Origin of the sequence: Lysinibacillus agricola (genome assembly GCF_016638705.1) — a bacterium.
In the GTDB taxonomy this organism is placed as follows: domain Bacteria; phylum Bacillota; class Bacilli; order Bacillales_A; family Planococcaceae; genus Lysinibacillus; species Lysinibacillus agricola.
On the sequence record NZ_CP067341.1, the window covers coordinates 1,658,818 to 1,681,940 of the forward strand.

Sequence of the window (23,123 nt, forward strand, 5' to 3'; positions counted from 1 at the left end):
TCATAACGAGAAATTTAGTGATCTTAATGACCGTGGTCAAGAAATACTCAATCTATTTGATACAATTGAACCTAAACTAAATGAAGTTCTTGAGTTAGTTGAACAACAGAAAGATAAATATACATATCTCAATGAGAATAGTATCATCTGGCATTTTCTATTTTATAAAAAAATAGTGTTATATGGTAAGGAAGATAAAAAATATTTTTTTACTGCTAATCATCGAGGTGTTTTCTATAGGTAGTTAAAGAGAATTTCAAAATTATTTGAAATTCTCTTTTTAATCTTATATAGCTTATTTACTCTGTAATCAAATTATATTGCTTTAACATCTCTAAAGTAATGTTCTTTGCAACGGTTCCAGAATCATCAAGATTTGTAACAAAAACATAAGGATGGTTTTCAACTACGATAAAACCAACAAACCACCCTAGTCCCATGTCTGTAATTCTAGTTCCCGTTTTTCCATAAAGAATGTAATGATCTCCTTCTTCTTGAATCATCATGCGTTTAACAGTCTTCATAACAGATTTATCAAATGGAAGGTCTTCTTTATAAAGTTTTTCCATAAAATCGACTTCTTCCAATGGTGATATTTTCAATGAACTTTGTAACCAAAATTGGTCAATTCCTCCGCTAATATTTTCATTACCGTAGGAGAGTTTATGCAACCATTCTTTCATACCCTGTTCACCAATATCTCGAGCCATTGCTTGATAATACCAAACTACAGAATCACGCATTCCTGATCCAAGGGTATAGTCATGGTTCCAGGAGATAATTTCGTGTTCTGTACCATCCCATTTTTTGATATCATATTCATCTCTAACAACTCCTAATTGTAACCCAATTAATGCATTAGGAACTTTAAAGGTAGATTGGGGAGTTAGTTTTTCATTTGCTCTCTGCTCATTATAGATATAAGTTTCCTCTGTTTTTAAATCTCGCAAAATAAAGGTCCCATCATGATCTTTAAAAAATGGATCAGCCTGAACTTGGTTAACGTTAACTTCACTTAGGATGTTAGGATTGTTAGACTCTGGTTGAGCTGAACAACCTACAATACCTAAGGTCAACAATAGGGTAAGTACATAATAAAATATTTTTTTCATTTTATATTTCCTTTCATGCTCTTGCGAATTTATCATTGAAAACATCATTTATTTGACAGTATTGATTTTTCATACCGCGAGTAATACTCCGAAACTGTAAAAAAATTGCTAGGCATCTAGTGGTTTCTCTTATTCTTGCTCATCTTCACCAATTTCATCTTTAGTAATAGCTGGTAAAATTGGATGCGACACATCACTATCAGTTACTTTCTCATTTTTATATTTTGCTTTTATCTCGAAATATTTATCCAATGCTTTCCTAGCAATGACATTATTATTAGTTAAATTCGCACTTGTGTTTGTTGTTGCCCACGGAATAATAACAGCGTAGGCAATTTCAGGATTTTCATAAGGCGCATAGCCAACATGAGTAAAGGAAATTGATTCTGTACCATAATATTCTGTTAATGGACCATAATATACTGCCTGAGCTGTTCCTGTTTTCCCTGCAGCTGTAAATGGAGCATTTGCAAATTCCTGTCGAGCTGAACCTTTTGAACCAGTATAAACACGGCGTAAACCTGTTTTTACATAATCGATTTCATCTGCAGAATTATCAATTCGATTTAAAATAGTCGGTCCAATTTCTGTTACTAGTTGACCAAGCTGCTGTCCATCTTTTGATGGATCATGTACCTCTTTGACAACATGTGGCTGAATGCGATAGCCGCCATTTGCTATTGTCGAAATATACTGCACCAATTGTAAAGGTGTATACGTATCATATTGCCCAATCGCTAAGTCGAGTGCTTTACCGCCCATCGTTGGATCAGACGGACCTTGTACGCCACTAAATTCATTTGGTAAATCAATACCTGTTTTTACACCTAAGCCAAACTGGGCATAATTATTACGCATTTTTGGGAATGTGTTCTCATTTAAACGGAGAGGCATCCCATAGCTATATGGCGTTCCATTAATAAGCAACGCTGTTTTAAACATATATACGTTAGAGGAACGTTCAAGAGCAGTTAAACCATCCATCGAAATATAGCCATTCCTGTTAAAAATAGAGGTTTTTGGTTTGGTTTGCATTAAATGAATTGGTTCATCTCCAAATACAGTACTTGGTGTGATGACTCCTAAGTTATAACCTGTTAGTAAAGTTGCGCCTTTTACAGCTGAACCAGCCTCATAAGCTGTCGTAAAGTTACCAAACGAATAATCGACAACTTCATTTTTCCCCGTTTCAGGATTTTTTTCGATTTTCTTACCAACCATTGATAAAATATCGCCTGTATTCGGGTCCATCATTACTAAAAAGGCACGATCCAATAAATATGAGCCAGGAAGTGCTTTTAATTTCAGCAATTCTTCCTCTACAATTTTTTCTGTTGCAGCCGTTAACTCACTATCTAGTGTTAAGACTAAATCTTTACCAGGCTCACCCTCATAAGTCGTAATGGTATCGACTATCTGTCCTTTTTTATTCGTAATATTTTTCACAACTGTTTTTTGCCCTTGCAGTAATTCTTCATATTGAGCTTCAATATAACTTTCACCTACACGGTCATTTCGCGAATAATCACGAGCTAAATAATAATTTAGCTTTTCTTTTGGAATCCCTTTTGTTGGTACGGTTGTACGTCCTAAAATAGCCAGTGATGATAATTTCACACGTTTCCAGTCAGTCGTTGTGTTAACACCTGGTAATTCAGTTAAACGCTCAGAGACACGTGCAAATTCTTCAGCTGATACATTTTCACTTTTAATAATTTGTGGTGATAAACTATAACCTGATGCCATTTCTCGATAGATTGCTAATACTTCTAAGTCAGCATCCGTCAATTGTGTTAATTCTTCGTGCGTAATTCGTTCACGGACAAGCTTATCAATCTGTGCATTGATTTGACTTGTCGTCATATTTTCTAGCTCTCTAATTTTCTTTTCCTCTGCCTTTGATACTTTTGCATAGGCATCGTCATGATTTTTTAATATCCAAAAATCCAGCTTATCACGTAAAGTGACACGGTTTGTTGGTTGCTCAATCAATTGTGCCAGCTTTTCGGCTATATCCAGCATTTCCTCCGTTGTACTAGTCTGCATTTTCGTATACGTAATCGCATTTTCTGGTTGGTTATCCACTAGAATACGCCCATATCGATCATACATTCGTCCCCTTGGCACACTTGTATTGACAGATACTTCCTCTTTACGCTCTAAAATACGTACATAATCTTTCCCTTTGACAATTTGCATATAGCCAAGCCTAAAAATTAACATCGAAAATACGATAAATATAGCAAAGAAAAGGACATTCATACGAAATGTTAAATTAGAGTGATGTTTTCTTTTAACACTCGCCGCGCGATTTTTTTCCGGTTCTTTGCGCAGATGTATTCCCCTCCTCATCCAATTACAATTACTTAAGATCTAATGGCAATACAGGGATAAAGGTTATTTTTACGTTGATCAACAATCCCCTAAATTAATAGAAGAGCTCTTCTTAGGCAAAGTTTACTTCATATAAATTAATTTGTATAATAGATAAAAATGAATTTTATTATCATAAATACCGATAAGGAGAACCCTTTATGAACTTAAAAGAACTTATTACTTTTCAAACAATCGTTTCACAAGGCGGTTTTAATAAGGCAGCCTCTCACCTTCACTTTGCTCAATCAACCATTACCTCACATATTCAGCGACTCGAAAAAGACCTAGGTATTCAAATTTTTGAGAGTGGAAAAAGTAATCAATTGACTAGAGCAGGTGTTTTATTTGCACAAGAAGTTAACCAATTAATTAAGCATTGGGAATATGTAAAGGGACAGGTAAAGTTCTATGATTTAGAGGAATATGGTGTTATAAATATAGGTCTCGTTGAACCTCTGGCAAGTAGATATTTTCCAAATGCATTAAAAAAGTTCAAAATCCAAAAGCCTAATGTAACCTGTAATATTTTTGTAGGGAATACAGTTTATTTAGCAAATTTACTACTAGGGGATGATCTTGATTTTGCATTTTGTTCACTTCCTGAAGATGGTATAAATTTCACGTTTTCTCCCATTTATGAAGAGAAAATTGTTGCAGTGCTTCCAACTAACCATCCTCTTTGTGCGTATGAAAAAGTTTCACTTGATAAGTTTAAAGGATACACTCTTTTAAAGGGTGGAGATGGATGTCCTTACAGAAGAAGAATTGAATCGGCTATTATGGGGTTAATAAGCAACCCCGATTTCATAACTATTAATAATATATCTATTGTTCCTTACTATGTATCAGAAAACATAGGAATTGGAATTATGCCTTTATCACTTGTACCATCTTCGATCCCTAACATTACAATAAGAGAACTTGATGTTGAAAATGACCTAATTCCCATTGGTATGCTAAGAACCACTACTATACCAGACTTATCTTTTACAAAAAAAATGCTTTGTGATTTTTTAATAGAAGAAATCAAAATTTCTGAATAACTACTAAAATGATGGATCTAGGTGTCCTAACTTTGACGCTTTTTGGAAAGTGGGATGTGATTTCCCCTGACTGTACTGTCGGAGAGTCCGAGTAGGAGAGGAACACATACAAAATAATAAAAAGTTGATTTAAAAAGAGTGATGGGTTTACATTTGCTACGTTCACAGAAGTGGAATTTATATAGATGCTGCTTGAGGTCAATTGTATAGAAATTATCAAAAGAGCAACAAGCAGTAATTTGAGGTGAAGATGATGCTGAATTGTATTCCATAAAAAAATCTGTTAATATAAAAGTACAATTATGAGAGGACTGATGAATGGACGATGATTAACTAAACTATATTTTTATTTGAAATGAACAACTTCAAACTTCAAATTACAAAATATAGGATTAGTCTGTCCATTTTTATAAATCAGTTTATACTTTATTTGTCATGTTTCCAATGGCAAGTAAGGAACTTATTTACGCTAAGTGAAAGACTAATCCTTCCAATTACAAATTGGGAGGATTTTTTATTCTCTCATAAATATTTAACTTCTTTCAGCAAAACATCCGTTGAAAGAAGTTAAAGCCTCCGGCGGATGTCACGGAATCGGTAAGGAGTTCTTTGTGCTTGCACAAAGCCGATTCCGGACGCAATTATGCCGAGGCATAATTGATCAAAAAAGGGGAGAGAGAAATGGGCGATTCAGATACTATTGTTACGCATGTAATGCTCCGTACAAGTCGTTAATATCCATCAAACTTATACGGAGAAATTTAGAATGGATGGATATGCCGACTTTGTATAAACAGTAAAAAGTATAGCTATACAAAGGAGGAATTATCATGTCAATGATACAAGTTCAAAATTTAACTTTTTCGTATCCAAGTAGCTTTGACAATATTTTTGAAAATGTAAACTTTCAAATAGATACGGATTGGAAACTTGGATTTATCGGTAGAAATGGACGAGGAAAAACAACATTCTTTAATTTATTATTAGGGAATTATGAGTATAGTGGGAAAATCAATTCTTCGGTAGAATTTAATTATTTCCCTTATCCAGTTTCGGATAAAAACAAGTATACTCATGAAATCATGGAAGAAATTTGCCCCCAGGCAGAAGATTGGGAAATTCTTCGTGAAATATCCTATTTAGACGTCGATGCCGAGGTCATGTATCGACCTTTTAAAACATTGTCAAATGGAGAACAGACAAAGGTGTTGCTTGCTGCACTTTTTTTAACAGAAGGTCAATTTCTATTAATTGATGAACCAACCAACCATCTAGATACGGAAGCACGAAAGATGGTCTCTGAATATTTAAGGAAGAAAAAAGGGTTTATTTTAATTTCACATGACCGAAACTTTTTAGATGGCTGCGTTGACCATATCTTATCTATAAATAGGGCAAATATTGAAGTTCAAAGTGGTAATTATTCTTCTTGGAAGTTGAATTTTGATCGTCAGCAGGAACACGAAGAGGCAACTAATGAGCGTCTACAAAAAGACATAGGGAGATTAAAACAGTCTTCAAAGCGTTCATCAGGTTGGTCTAATCAAGTGGAAGCTTCCAAAAATGGAACAACGAATTCAGGCTCTAAGTTAGACAAAGGTTTTGTAGGACATAAAGCAGCGAAGATGATGAAGAGAGCAAAGAACATTGAATCAAGGCAGCAAAAAGCTATTGAGGAAAAGTCAAAACTGCTAAAAAACGTGGAAAAAACCGAGTCATTAAAATTAGAATCATTGGCGTTTCATTCAAATGAATTGATTGTTTTGGCCGATGTGTCTGTTCAATACGATAACCAAATAGTGAATATGCCGATTAGCTTTAAACTTGAACAAGGTGACCGAATTGTGCTTGATGGAAAGAATGGAAGCGGAAAAAGTAGTATCCTCAAACTAATTCAAGGAAATCCGATACAGCATACAGGCTCGATGTATGTAGGTTCAGGTCTCGTTATTTCCTATGTCCAACAAGATACTTCTCATTTGAAGGGACTGTTATCGGACTTTATTGAAGAGCATGGGATTGATGAAACATTATTTAAATCTATCCTACGTAAGATGGACTTTGATCGAATTCAATTTGAGAAAGATATATCTCATTATTCTGGTGGACAAAAGAAAAAGCTACTTATAGCCAAAAGTTTATGTGAAAAAGCTCATATCTATATTTGGGATGAACCGTTGAATTTTATTGATATTTATTCGCGCATGCAGATTGAAGAGCTTATTCAAAAATTTAATCCCACAATGGTTTTTGTTGAGCATGATCAAGCATTTCAACAAACAGTTGCAACAAAAACTATATCTATATGAAGAATTGAAGATATAATCAGTAAATCAGGTGCTTTAGTAACGAGCTAAAATGAACAAACTTTTTTATGAAAACTAAACATAAATCTGTTAGAGAAGAATCCATTTTGATCAATCTTTTTTCAAAATGGATTCTTTTATTTTGTCACAAATTTTATCAAGTGTGTTGATTTGTCGCTGACGCTTCGCTTTCGCGCAGAAAAAAACATTGTTGCTGCCACTACATTAGCACTACGCTTTCGCACAGAAAACATCCGCTACGTTCCAGGGTCTCATCTGTGACGCTGATCCCCAAGGAGTCGCCCAGTCTCCACTCCAATCAACTTATCGCATACGTTTTAACAAATGTCATCCGCAACTTCCGATAATGATCCTAATTAAATGCCGCTAATTTCCGCTGCGGGAGTCGAGAAACTCTCCGCTACAATTAGTTAAAAATGGGCATATATAAGCAAAATATCAACAAAAAAAATCCTTTTATCACTCAATAATAAAGCTATATTTTCCTAATCAACACTTGAAATGGATAGAAAACGGGCTCGAGATACGAAATAATAATCCAAAATTTGTTTAGTATAGTCCAAGTTTGATTCCTTATACTAAACTTGTTTCAAAATATTTAGGAAGGAGGCTTTTATTAGTGAGATTTCTTACATGGGGTGTAATTGGAGCTGCTATATTGGGTGTAGCTAGAGGGCTGCAAAATGGAACTCTTCAGCAGTTCACAAAAAATATTTCGAACAAATTAAATCTACAGAACGCACAACAAATGATGCAGCCACTACAACAAGTGGCACAACCATTACAACAAATGAACCAATCACAACAGCAAACAAATCAATCATCGCAACAGATGAAACAACCTTTAGAAGCTGTAGCCAATAATTTAACAGGGAATTCATCAAAATAGTAAGGGTACTATGTTCGATTTTTTCTATTATAGACATGAACGAATATTGTTTGGTCTTTAGGTTATTAACCAATCGCTATGACTTCGAGGGAGTCTGGAAAGTTCGACTTCATAGCGATTGGTAATACGTAATAAAGTATTTACACTGTTAATTTCGTTTATACTTAGAAAATGTTTCGTAGTTGCAATCAATTTTTTTCTAATAGTTTAACTTCTTTCAGCAAATGTCTTTTGTACCGAAAGCGTAGCGACAGGTACAAATGAATGCGAATTTAAGTTACTTTTCAGCGGGCGTCCAAACACCTGCTGAAACAGAGGAACTCAGTCTAAGAACGCCACGTCCTGTGGCAACGACTGAGTGACCAACATCAATTATGCCGAGACATAATTGATGGGAGTAAACGATAACCATTAATTTAGATTTTGCGTTTTTATAAGAATAATACAAAAAAACGTGTAGATTCATTAGAAGTTTTATGGGTCTAGATGAAAAGTTATCTTGGACCTTTGTTAAATTCGAGGTGATTAGAAGTGCCGATGTTAGGTGTAGAAGGTGGCAGCATATATTATCAAGTAAAGGGTGAGGGCACGCCAATTATCTTCATTCACCCACCATTATTGACAAGCACAAATTTTCTTTATCAATTAGAACATTTATCTAAAAGATATAAAGTGATCACCTTTGATATTAGAGGACATGGTAAAAGCGTTTTTTCCAAACAAGCTATCAGCTACTCACTCCTTGTTAATGATATTGTTCATTTACTGGATTATTTAGGTGTTGAGAAAGCATTTATTTGTGGATATTCAACTGGAGGCTCGATTTTATTAGAATTTCTATTGACCCATCCAAGTAGGGCATTAGGTGGTATTGTAATTAGTGGAATGTCTGAAGTGAAAGATCTTTATTTAAAGCAAAAAATTTCTTTAGCAGTTAGACTAGCAAATAAAAAAGCCATATCTGTTCTTACACTTGCTATTTCATGGGGGAATTCTAAGACACGACAAGTATTTAAGAAACTTTATAAAGATGCATCTTATGGAGATGTACGGAATATCCAGCAGTATTTCAATTATAGCCTACACTATAATTGTACAAGTCGACTTCATAAGATTAAATTACCTATTTTGCTTATTTTTGGTACAAAAGACAAAGCGTTTTATGAATATGCCCGCTTACTACATGAAAAGTTGCCTAATAATAAATTAGTGTATTTAGAAAAAGAAAAGCACCAAATTCCGACGAAGGCAGCAGATAAATTAAACGGAAAAATTGATGAGTTTATCCAGAATCATTATAAAAATTGAGAAAATAACAATGTTTTATAGTTTTATAAAAAAGATTGATTATTTTCTAACCGGGTGCAAGAGCTTAAGATCCAGCTGCCATTCTTGGCGGCTGTTTTTATTAAGCTAACGGAGCAGGTTAGTTTAATAAAAACATTTGTTTATGTTATAACTTTACATAGAGGAATCTTTATGGTACGGTACTTATTACTAATATTGACAGGGAAGAGGTGAAAGCAATGATAACAGTTTTTAGAATTTTGTTTGGTAAAAATACAAAAGTTGGAAACCGTTTGGCGTACAAAGGGAGTAGTCTGTCCTTTTTTAAGCCAAATAATCATATAAAAACAGTTATCGTAGCTTTTTCTCTACGGCAAATAAACTATAATTCAATGACATAATGTCCTTGTTTATTTGTGCGTGATTTTATTTAAGCGTAACACCGATAATTGTATCGGTGTTTTTTTGTGCCTAATTTTAATAAAAAAGGTTAGATGATAACTCCCTTCTAATTACTCAAACAAATCAGAGTTTTATGGAAGGATGAGAAAACATGCAACAAAAAAACAAGTATATAAGAATTCAAGAGTTCTTGAAGCAGAATAAATTTCCTAATTTTAGAATGAGTCAAATCACAAATGCTATATTCCAAGGGAGAATAAATAATTTCAATGAAATAACGGTTCTTCCTAAATCCCTAAGAGAAATGTTAATTAAAGAATTTGGAGAATCGATTTTAAATATTGCTACTTTAAAGGCACAACATTCTGAACAAGTTACAAAAGTCTTATTTGGAATTTCAGGAGACGAAAAAATAGAAACGGTAAATATGAAATATAAAGCTGGTTGGGAGTCATTTTGTATATCCTCGCAGTGCGGTTGCAATTTTGGTTGTAAATTTTGTGCAACAGGAGATTTAGGTTTAAAACGCAACTTAACGTCAGATGAAATTACTGATCAAATTTTGTACTTTCACTTAAAAGGACATTCAATTGATAGTATTTCTTTTATGGGGATGGGAGAAGCATTGGCTAATGTACAAGTTTTTGATGCTTTAAATGTACTTACAAATCCGGAGTTATTTGCTTTAAGTCCTCGCAGGTTATCTATTTCGACTATAGGCATTATTCCGGGCATAAAAAAAATGACTCAAAACTATCCACAGGTCAACCTGACGTTTTCATTACATTCTCCTTTTAATGAACAGCGAAGCGGGTTAATGCCAATTAATGAACGCTACCCATTATTGGATGTAATGGACACATTAGATGAGCATATACGTGTGACCTCAAGAAAAGTTTATATTGCTTATATTATGTTGCCAGGAGTTAATGATTCTATTGAGCATGCAAAAGAAGTAGTCAACCTTTTAAGGGGTAGATATAAGAGAGGGAACTTGTACCATGTAAACATCATTAGATATAACCCTACTGTTAGTTCACCTATGAGGTTTGAAGAAGTAAATGAAAATCAAGTTGTAAACTTCTATAAAGAATTAAAATCAGCAGGAATTAACGTTACCATTAGAAGCCAATTTGGCATTGATATAGATGCTGCTTGCGGGCAGTTGTATGGAAACTATCAAAAAACAATAACCAATAAATAAGGGTGAGAGAAATGTTTAGAACGTGGGAAGTACCCTAATAGTTTATTACTAACAATAAATTAAATTATTAGGAGGATATTTATGATAAAAGGAATCTTAGGAAGAAAAATAGGCATGTCTCAAGTGTTTAGTGATAGTGGAGATCCCATAGTTGTGACGGTTGTTGAAGTGGAAGAGAATGTTGTGTTACAGAAGAAAACCTTGGAAAGTGACGGATACGATGCAATCCAAATTGGATTTTCTAATAAAAAGAATCCAATCAAAGCGGAAATTGGAAGAAGTCAAAAGGCAAATACCGTTCCTAAAAGATATGTTAAAGAAATTCGTGGAGCATCATTAGATGTTGGAAAACGTATTAGTGCAGATATATTCCAAGAAGGCGACATAGTAGATGTTACTGGTATATCTAAAGGAAAAGGATTTCAAGGTGTCATTAAAAGACATGGATTAAGTGGAGGTCCTGCATCTCACGGCTCAAGATTCCATCGAGCTCCTGGTTCCATCGGTGTAATCGCCAAAAATGATGGCATGAAAGTGTTCAAAGGAAAGAAAATGCCCGGACGCATGGGTGGAAAACAGACCACTATTCAAAATCTTACAATCATAAAGGTTGATAGTGAACGTAACTTGTTATTAATTAAAGGAAATATCCCTGGAGCTAAAAAGTCGTTTGTAAAAATAGAAACTGCAATTAAAAAATTGAATGAAAATGGTGATGATTAGTGTTAAACAAACAGAATGATTCCAGCCAAAGTATTGGTAGAGATGATGTAGTCATTACGGATTTTTTGATGCTGACTGACAATGATAAAATTCAACTACCGTCCATCGTGGCTAGAGTTAACGATTATGAAATAAATTTAAACTATTTAAATATCGAGCTGATTAACGACATAAAGTTGGGGATCATCCCTTCTGAAATGTCTTCATCAGACCTTCTTGAGTGTTATTATTGTGCTCTTGAATCAGTCATTGAACATGAGCTTGTTTTACAAAAAATGAATGAGGATAGAAACATTTCTGGATGGGAACCTGATAAAGAACAAATTGCTGATTGTATGCAAGAATTATCTGACGAGTTTGGAATTGATGTTTCAGAAGAATACTCTAAACAGGAGATTGAAGAATTAGTATTGAAAGAATTGCGTATGCAACGATTTATTGATAATCAGTTGGGAGACAATAGTGTATCCAAGGAAGAGATTGAACACGAATACCAAAATTCACCTGAAAACGGGGAAATGCAAAAGGAATACATTCGTATTATCCTTGAATATGAAAAGCGAGAAGAGAAATATAAAGCCTTTGTTCTCGAATTGAAAAAAGCAGCATCAATTGAAACTTATTTATAATTTCACTTTTCTAAAAAAAATATGAAATTTGATTAACCCTTCCGAATTTTTGGAAGGGTTTTTTCTATAATAGAGTATATTTCCTACACCTTTAACTCTAATGAAAAGGAGAGATAACATGTCTTTAGAATTGGAGGTTACACACGAATTACTCGTACAAGTCGTTATATTATACTCCATCAAACTTGTACGAAGTAAAGGATGGATATACCGAAGCTCTGATCTTTTTGTTGGATTAGGCTTGTATAAGATTATTTTGTACAAATTTTATTTTAAAACCAACAAATAGCTAACTCGATAGATTGGAATAAGGGTTGATAACTACTTTTAACGTTTACATAAATCCAATGGAGAGCAGTGAATTCAATCCCCATACTTTTCCCCCTCAATATTCGACCTGATTCTATAATTTAGTAAACGTACTACAATTATAAGAAAAATACATATAAAAAATGTCACAAAAAATAATAAAAAAATCAGTACATTTAAAAGATAATATTCCGATATTTAATAATGTCTAACGTCTATATTTACGATACATCCACTTTTTGAAATAAATAAGTAATTTCAAAGTCCCTATTAACGTTATAGAAAAATTTGAATAATAAATTTATCCTCTTTCTTTAGAAAGTAAAAGCTCTATTAAACCGGATGTTATTTGAATAGTAATACTCGAATAACATTAGGAATTCCTAAAAAAATATAAAATTTATTATTGTAATAGAGCATTAAGAGATAGTAACAGGAGGAACAAAATGAGAAATTTTTTCGAAGACCAGTACATAAATATTGATCAACAACTAATTAATTTAGTCAGTGAAATTAGTGAATATAAAGGTATGTTGACCGCTTATAAAGAGCAAAGACCTGATATATTCAATAGCCTTGAAAAAGCTATACCCCTACAATACATAAAAAACTATATTTCAGTTTATGAGGATATAAAAGTTTCAAATAAGCGATTAAAAGAACTTATTTTAGATGATATGATCCCCCAATCAATTTCGGAAGATGCGATATTTTGTTATCATGAAACGCTGACTCTTGTACATAAAAAAACTTGTACTTTTTCTATTAGTCCAGATACTATACAAGAATTGCATTTTCAATTAATTCATTATAATACCTCTGACAGTGCAAAATGGCGCCAAAAGCCATTTTCTATCCCTGGAATTCCTGAAAAAGGGATGCACACGATTTGTTATCGTCCTCTTCCACCTGAAAATATTGCACGGGCTGTAGAACAATTATGCGACCAGTACAATTTATTAAACCGTAAAAAAGAGTTACCTTCACTTATATTGATAGCTCGTTTTATATTGAATCTTTATTGTATAATCCCTTTTAGTCAAGGTAATGGTAGATTAACACTTATGCTCATGCAATTATTATTGGTAAAAAGTGGACATACATTTGTAAAATATGTTTGTTTAGATGAATATATAAAGAAAAGAGAATCAGAATACTATGAAGCCATAATTAAATCTTCGGTTAACTGGTACTGTAATGGGCATAATATTAGCTTCTGGTTAAAAGAGTTTTTAATGATTATTTTAGAGGCTTATAAAGATCTACATAGCAGAGTATTGGATTCTATATGTAAACATACTAAGGTAGAGCGAATTCAGAATTTCATTCATAATCAACAACAACCTTTTACAAAAGAATGCATTCGAAGCATTTATCCAGATATAGCCGAAAGTACAATTAGTAAAGCTTTAACTGATTTGCAATTATTAGGTGAAATTAAACTTATTTCAAAAGGAAGAAATGCGCGCTGGATGACAGTCCAATCTTAGTCTATACCTTTTTAGGTGGGCTAATAAATTTCTACTAAACAAAATAAAAATCTAATTTAGAACCAATTGCCAATTTTTAATAAGCAATTGGTTCTTTACTTTTCAATCTAGAAACGTGAAAAAATTAAAAAGTGCCTTGTAACCATTAGTCAAGGATACCCTCAGTAATGAAAATTTAGTAGGTACCACCTCACAGTTAATATCTATTACCAGAAAAGTCCTATTGGGATCAATATGTCTAAACTTCAACTTCTTTCAGCAGATGTCCAAACACCCGCTGAATTATAGGAACTCAGTCTAAGAACGTCACATCCTGTGGCGTTACCGAAATGATGGCCGACATCGTGCCGATCCTTATGTTGTTGCTGCCGCTACGCTTTCGCACAGACAAAAACACGTTGCTGTCGCTACGTTAGCACTGCGTTTTCGTACAAAAAACATCTGCAGGCCTAAGCACAAAGCCGATTCCGTACGCAACTATGCCAAGGCATAATTGATAGAATTATTCCAATTCACTTGATTTCCCCAATATTAACAAAAATATGTCAATATCTAGTCGTCAGACGACTGAGCTTTGCTATATTGTGACACATTCAGATTCATATTGTTAATATTAATCAATTTTTAGAATCAAAATTACAGTGAAAATAACCTATTTTGTCGTGAAATAGGTTATTTCACTCGTTGTTTGCTAAAAAATGTGTCTATGACTAAAATTTACATCATAGGAAATAGCAAGAATGTTTTCCTGAAACTTAAGTGAATTGGGGGTGCTCAACATATATATAAAATCGTATAAATTATTGTGAAAAATATCAAATAGGGAGGTAAATAGAATGAAAAGGAAATTAATTAAAGGATTAATGATTACATCCATTGTTGCAACAGGAGTTATTCCTGTACATACTTTTGCAACGCCTATTGCTCAAGCAGAAATTCAAGAAGAGAACATGACTCTTTCTTCATCTTTAAGAAAATTAGGTGCACAATCTAAATTGATCCAAATGTATATAGACCAATCTTTAATGAACCCTAATGTACAGCTAGATGAAGTACCAGCTTTAAATACAGAGCAATTCCTAATAAAACAAGATATGAAAGAATGGTCGTCGGAACTTTATCCAAAGTTAATTCTATTAAATTCAAAAAGTAAAGGATTTGCCACTAAATTTAATAGCTATTATCCAACATTAAAAGAATATGTAGATAATAAGGGAGATAAGGAAGGTTTCCTGGATAGGCTGGAAGTCCTTCAAGAAATGGTTATGACAAACCAAGAAAATGTTCAATATCAAATTAATGAATTAACAGATCTTCAAGTGCAGCTTGATAAAAAACTTAAAGATCTTGATACTGATGTGGCAAAAGCTCAAGGAGTGCTTAGTTTAGAAGGAATTGGGAAGATAGACAAGCTAAAAAGCGAATTACTAGATACTAAAAAATCAATTCAAAATGATTTGCAAGAAATTGCCTTTCTACCAGGAGCTTTAAATGAACAAGGACTAAAAATATTCCAAGAGATCTATAGTCTTTCAAAAGATATCATTGAACCAGCTGCTCAAACAGCGGCGGCAGCGTATAACAAAGGAAAAGAAATTAACAACGCTATTTTAGAAGCAGAGAAAAAAGCAGAGCAAGAGGCAAAAGAAAAGGGGAAATCTGCTTTAGAGATTGAAGCTGCAAAAAAAGAAGCGCGTGAAGCAATTGAGAAAAATAATAAAGGTGAAATTGCAGCAGCAGCAGCTACAAAAGCGAAAGAGTATGACCTTATGAAGGTAATTGACCCAGAAAAAAATCAAAAAACATATAGTACCTTCGCTGAAGTAAATAAATTAAAGGCAGAACAACGGGCATATTTGGATGATTTGGAGCAACAAAATCAAAAATTATATGATTTAACAACGAAACTATCGATAGCAGATTTACAAAAATCCATGCTTCTTCTTATGCAACATGATCTGCATACATTTGCTAGCCAAGTGGATGTAGAACTTGACCTATTGAAACGCCATAAAGAAGATTTGAATTTAATAAAAAATAGTATCGCAAAATTAAGTACTGATGCTGATGCTACTAACAATCAATCTCAAAAAGATACATTAAGACGATTAAAAAGTGTAATAAGTCAGCTAGAAGAACAGGTTCATAAATTTTGATATGTTATCGAAAAAAGAGGAGGAAAATAGCTATGAAGAAATTTTCATATAAAGTGTTAACCGTGGCTACTTTGGCAACGATTATTACCGCAGCTAACAGTGGCACTATTCAGGCACTTGCGCAAGAACAGGTCACTCAAGAACAAAAAATAGGGAATTATTATACATTAGGACCTGAAGGATTGAAGAAAGCCTTAGCTGAAACAGGGTCTCATATTCTTGTAATGGATTTATACGCAAAAACAATGATTAAACAGCCGAATGTAAACCTATCCAAAATTGATTTAGGTTCTGAAGGAGGAGAATTAATCAAAAATATTCACCTTAATCAGGAACTGTCTCGAATCAATGCGAATTATTGGTTAGATACGGCGAAGCCAAAAATTCAAAAGACAGCACGTAATATTGTAAATTACGATGAACAATTTAATAATTATTACGACACATTAATAGACACTGTACAAAAGAAAGATAAGGAAGGATTAAAAGAAGGCATTGGTGATTTAATCAGTACGATTAATACAAATTCAAAAGAAGTTACAGAAGTAATTAAGATGTTAGAAGCCTTCAAAACAAAGCTATATACAAATACTATAGATTTTAAAAATAATATTGGTGGTCCGGATGGGAAAGGTGGATTAACGGCAATATTAGCCGGAAAACAAGCTTTGGTTCCACAACTTCAAGCTGAAATTGAGAATCTACGTGCTACTCAGAAAGCACATTTTGATAATGTATTAGCATGGTCAATTGGTGGTGGATTGGGAGCAGCCATTTTAGTTATTGGAACCATTGCAGGTGGGGTAGTAATTGTTGTAACTGGTGGTACAGCAACTCCGCTTGTTGTAGGTGGTCTTACAGTTCTTGGTGCAGCTGGTATTGGTTTAGGAACAGCAGCTGGTGTTACGGCATCTAATCATATGAGCTCTTACAACGAAATATCTAATAAAATCGGAGAATTAACGATGAAAGCCGATTTTGCTAACCAAGCAATTATTTCACTTAGTAACGCAAAAGACACTTTGACATACTTATATCAAACAGTGGATCAAGCGATAATGTCTCTAACGAATATTCAGCAACAATGGAATACAATGGGGGCAAATTATAAAGATTTATATGATAATATCGATCAAATGCAAGATCATAAGCTTTCTTTAATACCTGATGATTTAAAAGCGGCTAAACAAAGTTGGAACGATATTCATAAAGATGCGGAATTTATTGCAAAAGACATTGCTTTTAAACAAGAAGATAAGAATTGAAAATAAAATACATAGGAGGAATATAAAATGAATAAAAAATCTCTTTACAAAGTACTCGCTGTATCGACATTATTAACCTTGACTACAACTTCTGTAATCTCTCCAGTAACAGCATTTGCCGAGACAAGTAAAATTGAGCAAGCGAGCAATAGTGATACATCTCTTTCAGCAAACGAAGCGAAGATGAAAGAAACCTTGCAAAAGGCGGGACTTTTTGCAAAATCTATGAATGCTTATTCTTATATGTTAATTAAGAATCCAGATGTGAACTTTGAAGGAATTAATATTAATGGATATCCGGATTTACCAGGTAAAATTGTACAAGACCAAAAGGATGCAAGAGCACACGCCCTTTCATGGGATACAAAAGTAAAAAAACAGCTTATCGATACATTGACAGGTATTATTGAATACGATACAAAGTTTGAAAATTATTATGACATAATTGTAGATGCAATAAATACAGGAGATGGAGAGACGTTAATAGAAGGGATTACAGATTTACGAGAAGAGATTCAACAAAATCAAAAGTATGCACAACAATTAATAGTAGAATTAACTAAATTAAGAAATGATGTTGGACAAGATGTTAGAGCGTTTGGAGGTAACAAAGAGCTTTTACAGTCGATTTTAAAAAACCAAGGGGTTGCAGTGGAGGATGATCAAAAGCGCCTAAATGAAGTTTTAGAATCAGTAAACTATTATAAGAAATTAGAGTCTGATGGAATAATAACAGTATCTGTGCCTTCTATTCCTACGTGGATTGCTGGTGGTGTTATGCTGGGGATAGCAAGAGATCAATTAGGTCAATTAGAACCGTTATTAGCACAATTAAGACAGACAGTTGATTATAAAATAACATTAAATCGTGTAGTTGGAATTGCACATAGTAATATTAGTGAGATGTACAATGCACTCGATGATGCTATTAATGCTCTTACTTTTATGTCTACGCAATGGAATGACTTAGACTCTCAATATTCGGGGGTATTGAGACATATCGAGAATGCATCTGATAAAGCGGAACAAAATAAATTTAAATTTTTACTCCCTAACTTGAAATCAGCTAAAGATAGCTGGAAAACATTAAAAATAGATGCAGACACATTAAAAGCAGGGATAAAAGAGTTGAAAATATAACTTGTTGTCACTCCTGCTAAATAAGAGGAAACAAAAGAGCGAGAAGTTAGTCACTTCTTGCTTTCTTTGCGTACTCACTAAAACGTAGCGTGATCTATATCAATAAATCTGATACGACCTGAACAATCAACAAGAAAAAAATGATTGGTAATAAAATTTGAATCCACCTTGTTTTGATATAAGGAATGATCTTTAAACCTAAGAACGAGCCAACAATAGAGCCAATTGAAACAGGAATGGCGATTCCCCAATTAACAATGCCCGTAAAGTAGTAAAAGAGAAAGGCACCTGTACAACTTGAAAACGTAATAATTCTTGTTAACTCAACCGCTTTTATATAGGTATAGTGCTTTTTAAGATGATAGGTTACATTCATTTGAGCTGAGCCTGGTCCAAAACCACCGTCATATATTGAAACCGCAAATGGAATGAGTTTATTAATTGGTTGTTCCTCCGTTTCTTTTATATCCTTTACCATTAATTTATTACTGCAAAGCACAACGAAAAATGAGAAAATTAAGAATACGCAAGCTACAATATTCATGATTTGTTCCGATAATCGAGTGGCTAAAAATGCGCCAAATACACCTCCTAAACTAGCAATCATCATTAAAGATGTGAATTTTTTTAACGATAAATGTCCTTTAATTACAAACGATACGACATTCGATAGAGCTGAAATTCCTGTCGCAAATTTATTAACTGCTACAGTTGTATGTATCGGAATGCCAATAAGTAACATTGCCGGCAACAAGATAAAGCCTGCAGCGCCGAAAAGAACACCAATGACTGCTGCAAGTAAGCCGATTGTTAATAAAATAAATCCGTTTACTGAAAACCATTCCTGTAGTAAAATTTCCATCAAATCACCTCTAAACCTAAATTACTGCTAAACAATACATAAAACAAATATATAATAATTGCTTATTCATAAATTAAATTTATGAATAGGGAGGAGTGAATAAAATGAACTTGCATGCATTAAGGATTTTTACGAATGTGGCAAAACATGGGGGAATCACCGCGGCGGCCAATAAAATGCTGCTTAGTCAACCAGCTGTCACAATTCAAATACGGAAATTAGAGAGCGAAATAGGGACAAAATTGATTGAAGGGAAAGGGCGTGGTATTCAATTAACTCCTGAGGGGAAGTTTTTGTATGAGCAGGGAATGCGTTTATTTTATTTAGAAGCACAAATTGATGAAAAGCTCGGTAAATTTTTAGCGAAAGAAGAAAAAATACATATTGCTTCTTCCTATATACCAATAAACTATATACTCCCGCCTATTATAGCAGCGTATAAGCTTGCTAATCCTCACATTGAATTTTTTGTGTCGCTAGGCAATGTGAAATCTGTGGAAGAGCAAGTTCTGAGTTATGAAGTAGATCTTGGTTTTGTCGTGCAAAATAAAATAGGTCATCCTGATTTACAGTTTGAAAAAATACTAGATATCCCGTTTTGGTTTGTTGTTCACCCATCACATTCTATGGCAAATCAAACAGTCTCCATTTATGAATTATCGAATGAGGACTTTATTTATCGGGAACGTGGTAGCTCGACACTTGATTTATTGGAGGCCGTTTTTTACACGTTAAACAGTCCGTTACCTAAATTAGGACTTCAAATGCAGGGCTTACATGAATCGATTAAAGTAGTGGAAGCAGGGTACGGTATGACTTTAGCACCGTCCTACAGTGTAACTGACAGTATAACAAATGGGAAACTAGCTCGGGTGTATGTAGAACATGCAGATATTCAGCAAAGTTTATTTATATGTACACGCAAATCAGATATAGAAGAGCATTCATTTATTCAGTATTTAAAAGATCATTTAAACGCTATAAATTAACCAATCTAAAAGTAATAGAACCAAAATTGGGAATAAGCATTAGAATGCTTATTCTCGATTTTTTCATAGAATTTCTCTTCTTTTTTATTTCCATTCCTTGTCATAATAATATATAGTAATTGTACTCAAACACAGTGAGTAATTTAATTCTTTAATAATTAGGAGGATATTATGGGGAGATTAGTTCATTTCGAAATTCATGTAAGTGACATGGAACGTGCAAAGAAATTTTATGGAGAGGTATTTGGTTGGTCATTTAAAGACTGGAGTGATTATGCGGGAATGCCTTACTTTGGAGCGGTGACTGGCAATGCAGACGAACCTGGAGTCGATGGTGCTTTAATGCAACGTCAAGGTGCTTCTCCAGAACCAAACCAAGCTTTAAATGGATTTGCTTGTACAATGGGCGTGGAAAATTACGATGTAACGGAAGCTAAAGTTCTTGAGAATGGCGGCAAGGTTGCAATGCCGAAATATGCTCTGCCTGGAATGGCGTGGCAAGGATACTATATCGATACCGAAGGCAATATATTCGGAATTCATCAACCCGATGAAAATGCAAAATAGCATCCATGATAGTTCAAAAAAATATGCAATCATAAGACACGGTAAGCATACTTAAAAATGTATGCAACATAATACCTGTCTTGTACTGCGAGAAGCTGTTTAACTTTTCACTTTTAAATTAAACAGCTTTATCATTCTTAAAAAAATCGTAAATAAGACCTGAGCTTGGTAATCTACCAGGCCTAGGTCTTTTTCTGATGCTCAGCAATTGTTTTTAAAAAACATTCCATCGAGTTTGTCATGTATGCATCTTTTCGTCGTATAAAGACGGTTGAAATAGTTCCGTATTTTTTAGGAATTGGATGACAATGAACCTTGCCTGTGGTAGATAGATGTTCAGCAGCCGATTGCGGTACAAGTGTAACGCCAAGACCAATGGCAACACTGTTTAAAATTGTCTCTAATATATTAAATTCCATGATTCTTTTTGGCAGTAAACCCTCATCTTTGAGCCAGAGTTCTAGCTTGGAACGATATCCGCAACCTTGATTAGAAACAAGGAGTGGTGTAGTCATAAATTCCTCGATACGAAAGGATTTGTTTTGTGAAATGAGAACGAGATTTTCGGTATATACATCATATTGTTCTAAAAGCGGATGTTTAATTGGTCCAGTTATAAAAGCTCCATCTAATTGGTGATCCGCTACTTTTTTAATAAGTTCCTCAGTTAAACCAGCTTGTAGTGTTAAGTCGACATTAGGATATCCCTTATAGTAAGAGGCTAGAATGGTTGGTAATATACTCACTGTTTCAACTGTACCGATTTTTAATGTCCCGGTCGGTGTATCACTATCTAAAAATACTTGTTTCATTTCTTCGACATCCTGCAAAATCTTATTAACGTAAGTAAGCATTTTTCGCCCTTCTGGATTTAATGTCATCCCTTTTTTATGACGATAAAAAAGCGGCGTTTGGAGCTCCTTTTCTAATAGCTTAATACGTGCCGTTACATTGGATTGTACATAATTCAATTCTTTTGCAGCATGGCTGACGCTTCCGTGATTTGCGACACTTTTGAAAATCTGTAAATCTCGCAGTTCCATTAGGCATTCCCCCTTAAAAACTATCATTATAAATGATAGTTAATATCACTTTCAATCATTTTACGTGATGTATTTTCTTTTTTATAATTCTCATTGTGTATTTAACTTCTTTCAGCGGGTGTCCAAACACCCGCTGAAAGAAGTTAAAGCCTCCGGCGGATGTCACGGAATCGGAAAGGAGTTCTTTGTGCGAGGGCACAAAGCCGATTCCGGACGCAATTATGCCGAGGCATAATTGATAGGGTTATATAGAAACGAGGAAAAACAGTGAGCAAAAGTAAAATAATAGTAGGTATGATCGCGTGTTTAATTGCAAGTATGTCATGGGGAGCCATGTTTCCAGTTGCAGATCATGCACTTAAATATATAAATCCATTTTATTTTTCAACTATTCGATATGGGGCAGTATCGATTGTATTAATCATTTTATTATGGATGAAAGAAGGGAAGAAAGCGTTTCGTTTAGAGGGGAAAGGTAAGCTGCTCGTTTTCTTTGGAATCATGGCGTTTACTGTTTACAATGTGCTTGTATTTTTAGGCCAGATGTTAATGGGGAAATCCGGCGTTATGGTAGCTTCGATTATGGAAGCACTCATGCCAATGATTTCGATTGCTATTCTTTGGGGGTACAAACATGTGAAACCGAAGAAGTATATGGTTAGCAGCATGATCATTGCTTTTGTTGGAGCTGTTTTTGTTATTACTAAAGGCGATATGAGTTTCTTTCTTACACTGAAACAGAATCTAGTTTCGCTCGCATTCATTTTAATTGGTGTTGTAGGATGGGTTATTTATACAATGGGCGGTCAAACATTTAATGATTGGTCTACTCTTCGCTATTCAACATTAACATGTGTATTTGGCACAGCTGTAACAGGTATCATCACAATGATCATCACGATGCAAGGGTATGTATCAGTCCCAAGTACGGAAATGATTTTTGCTATTAAATATGATTTATTGTTTATGATGACACTGCCAGGTATTGTAGCATTGCTTAGTTGGAATTATGGTGTGAAAATCCTATCATCCATTAATGGAATTTTATTTATAAATTTTGTTCCAATTACTACATTGGTCATTATGATGATACAAGGATATAAAATAACAATCTTTGATGTAGCAGGGACCCTACTTGTTATTTCAGCTCTTATTTGGAATAACATATGTCAGCGTAGAGAAGAAAAAACGAATCCGCAGGTTATACAAGAGGAAGAAGAATTACGGCAGGCTGTTTAATATTAGAAGATTTATGATTTTCTTTATCTACTAAGCATGGAGTAAATAATAGATTAAGCTTCTTTTAGCGC

The 23,123-nt window shown here is 34.0% G+C and carries 18 protein-coding genes; 14 read left to right on the forward strand and 4 right to left on the reverse strand.

The features are described 5' to 3' along the window. Positions 1 to 299 precede the first annotated feature (299 nt). Positions 300 to 1,112 carry a class D beta-lactamase gene (gene blaOXA, locus FJQ98_RS07920; RefSeq protein ID WP_053594533.1) on the reverse strand — a complete coding sequence of 271 codons (813 nt, stop codon included), beginning with the start codon at positions 1,110 to 1,112 and terminating at the stop codon, positions 300 to 302. A gap of 129 nt (positions 1,113 to 1,241) precedes the next feature. Next, on the reverse strand, positions 1,242 to 3,446 hold the full coding sequence (locus FJQ98_RS07925; RefSeq protein WP_201406722.1) for a peptidoglycan D,D-transpeptidase FtsI family protein: 2,205 nt from the start codon (positions 3,444 to 3,446) through the stop codon (positions 1,242 to 1,244). 200 nt (positions 3,447 to 3,646) lie between these two features. On the opposite strand from FJQ98_RS07925, the gene FJQ98_RS07930 reads away from it, so the two are divergent. From FJQ98_RS07930 to hblA, 11 genes are all read left to right on the forward strand, one after another. Next, positions 3,647 to 4,531: a LysR family transcriptional regulator gene (locus FJQ98_RS07930; RefSeq protein ID WP_053594534.1), complete on the forward strand. Its 885-nt coding sequence runs from the start codon at positions 3,647 to 3,649 to the stop codon at positions 4,529 to 4,531. 830 nt (positions 4,532 to 5,361) lie between these two features. Beyond that, positions 5,362 to 6,840: an Lsa family ABC-F type ribosomal protection protein gene (locus FJQ98_RS07935; protein ID WP_053594535.1), complete on the forward strand. Its 1,479-nt coding sequence runs from the start codon at positions 5,362 to 5,364 to the stop codon at positions 6,838 to 6,840. 637 nt (positions 6,841 to 7,477) lie between these two features. Continuing rightward, complete coding sequence (locus tag FJQ98_RS07940) at positions 7,478 to 7,747, forward strand: hypothetical protein (RefSeq protein WP_053594536.1); 270 nt, start codon at positions 7,478 to 7,480, stop codon at positions 7,745 to 7,747. Positions 7,748 to 8,278: 531 nt separating this feature from the next. After that, positions 8,279 to 9,055: an alpha/beta fold hydrolase gene (locus tag FJQ98_RS07945; protein ID WP_053594537.1), complete on the forward strand. Its 777-nt coding sequence runs from the start codon at positions 8,279 to 8,281 to the stop codon at positions 9,053 to 9,055. A gap of 532 nt (positions 9,056 to 9,587) precedes the next feature. Beyond that, entirely contained in the window at positions 9,588 to 10,640 is a 1,053-nt protein-coding gene (locus tag FJQ98_RS07950) for a Cfr family 23S rRNA (adenine(2503)-C(8))-methyltransferase (protein WP_053594538.1), read from the forward strand. 81 nt (positions 10,641 to 10,721) lie between these two features. Further along, on the forward strand, positions 10,722 to 11,363 hold the full coding sequence (gene rplC, locus FJQ98_RS07955) for a 50S ribosomal protein L3 (RefSeq protein WP_053594539.1): 642 nt from the start codon (positions 10,722 to 10,724) through the stop codon (positions 11,361 to 11,363). Further along, positions 11,363 to 11,992 carry a hypothetical protein gene (locus FJQ98_RS07960; RefSeq protein ID WP_053594540.1) on the forward strand — a complete coding sequence of 210 codons (630 nt, stop codon included), beginning with the start codon at positions 11,363 to 11,365 and terminating at the stop codon, positions 11,990 to 11,992. Before rplC ends, FJQ98_RS07960 begins: the two co-directional genes overlap by 1 nt. Positions 11,993 to 12,747: 755 nt before the next feature. Further along, complete coding sequence (locus FJQ98_RS07965; RefSeq protein WP_053594541.1) at positions 12,748 to 13,791, forward strand: Fic family protein; 1,044 nt, start codon at positions 12,748 to 12,750, stop codon at positions 13,789 to 13,791. Positions 13,792 to 14,627: 836 nt separating this feature from the next. After that, positions 14,628 to 15,947 carry a hemolysin BL lytic component L2 gene (gene hblC / locus FJQ98_RS07970; protein ID WP_201406669.1) on the forward strand — a complete coding sequence of 440 codons (1,320 nt, stop codon included), beginning with the start codon at positions 14,628 to 14,630 and terminating at the stop codon, positions 15,945 to 15,947. A 32-nt stretch (positions 15,948 to 15,979) separates the two neighbouring features. Then, positions 15,980 to 17,212 (forward strand): hemolysin BL lytic component L1, encoded by a 1,233-nt coding sequence (hblD, locus tag FJQ98_RS07975; protein WP_053594543.1) that lies wholly within the window; start codon positions 15,980 to 15,982, stop codon positions 17,210 to 17,212. Positions 17,213 to 17,239: 27 nt separating this feature from the next. Then, entirely contained in the window at positions 17,240 to 18,352 is a 1,113-nt protein-coding gene (hblA, locus tag FJQ98_RS07980; RefSeq protein WP_053594544.1) for a hemolysin BL binding component B, read from the forward strand. Positions 18,353 to 18,446: 94 nt separating this feature from the next. Here the strand turns inward: hblA and FJQ98_RS07985 are convergent, their stop codons facing one another. Further along, positions 18,447 to 19,214: a sulfite exporter TauE/SafE family protein gene (locus FJQ98_RS07985; protein ID WP_053594545.1), complete on the reverse strand. Its 768-nt coding sequence runs from the start codon at positions 19,212 to 19,214 to the stop codon at positions 18,447 to 18,449. A 104-nt stretch (positions 19,215 to 19,318) separates the two neighbouring features. On the opposite strand from FJQ98_RS07985, the gene FJQ98_RS07990 reads away from it, so the two are divergent. After that, positions 19,319 to 20,203 carry a LysR family transcriptional regulator gene (locus tag FJQ98_RS07990; RefSeq protein WP_053594546.1) on the forward strand — a complete coding sequence of 295 codons (885 nt, stop codon included), beginning with the start codon at positions 19,319 to 19,321 and terminating at the stop codon, positions 20,201 to 20,203. Between the two features lie 171 nt (positions 20,204 to 20,374). Beyond that, the gene (locus FJQ98_RS07995; RefSeq protein ID WP_053594547.1) at positions 20,375 to 20,770 is read left to right on the forward strand and encodes a VOC family protein; all 396 of its coding nucleotides are present in this window, start codon (positions 20,375 to 20,377) and stop codon (positions 20,768 to 20,770) included. 182 nt (positions 20,771 to 20,952) lie between these two features. On the opposite strand, the gene FJQ98_RS08000 is transcribed toward FJQ98_RS07995, so the two are convergent. Next, entirely contained in the window at positions 20,953 to 21,813 is an 861-nt protein-coding gene (locus FJQ98_RS08000) for a LysR family transcriptional regulator (RefSeq protein ID WP_053594548.1), read from the reverse strand. A gap of 294 nt (positions 21,814 to 22,107) precedes the next feature. On the opposite strand from FJQ98_RS08000, the gene FJQ98_RS08005 reads away from it, so the two are divergent. Beyond that, the gene (locus FJQ98_RS08005) at positions 22,108 to 23,052 is read left to right on the forward strand and encodes a DMT family transporter (RefSeq protein ID WP_425492699.1); all 945 of its coding nucleotides are present in this window, start codon (positions 22,108 to 22,110) and stop codon (positions 23,050 to 23,052) included. Positions 23,053 to 23,123 lie beyond the last annotated feature (71 nt).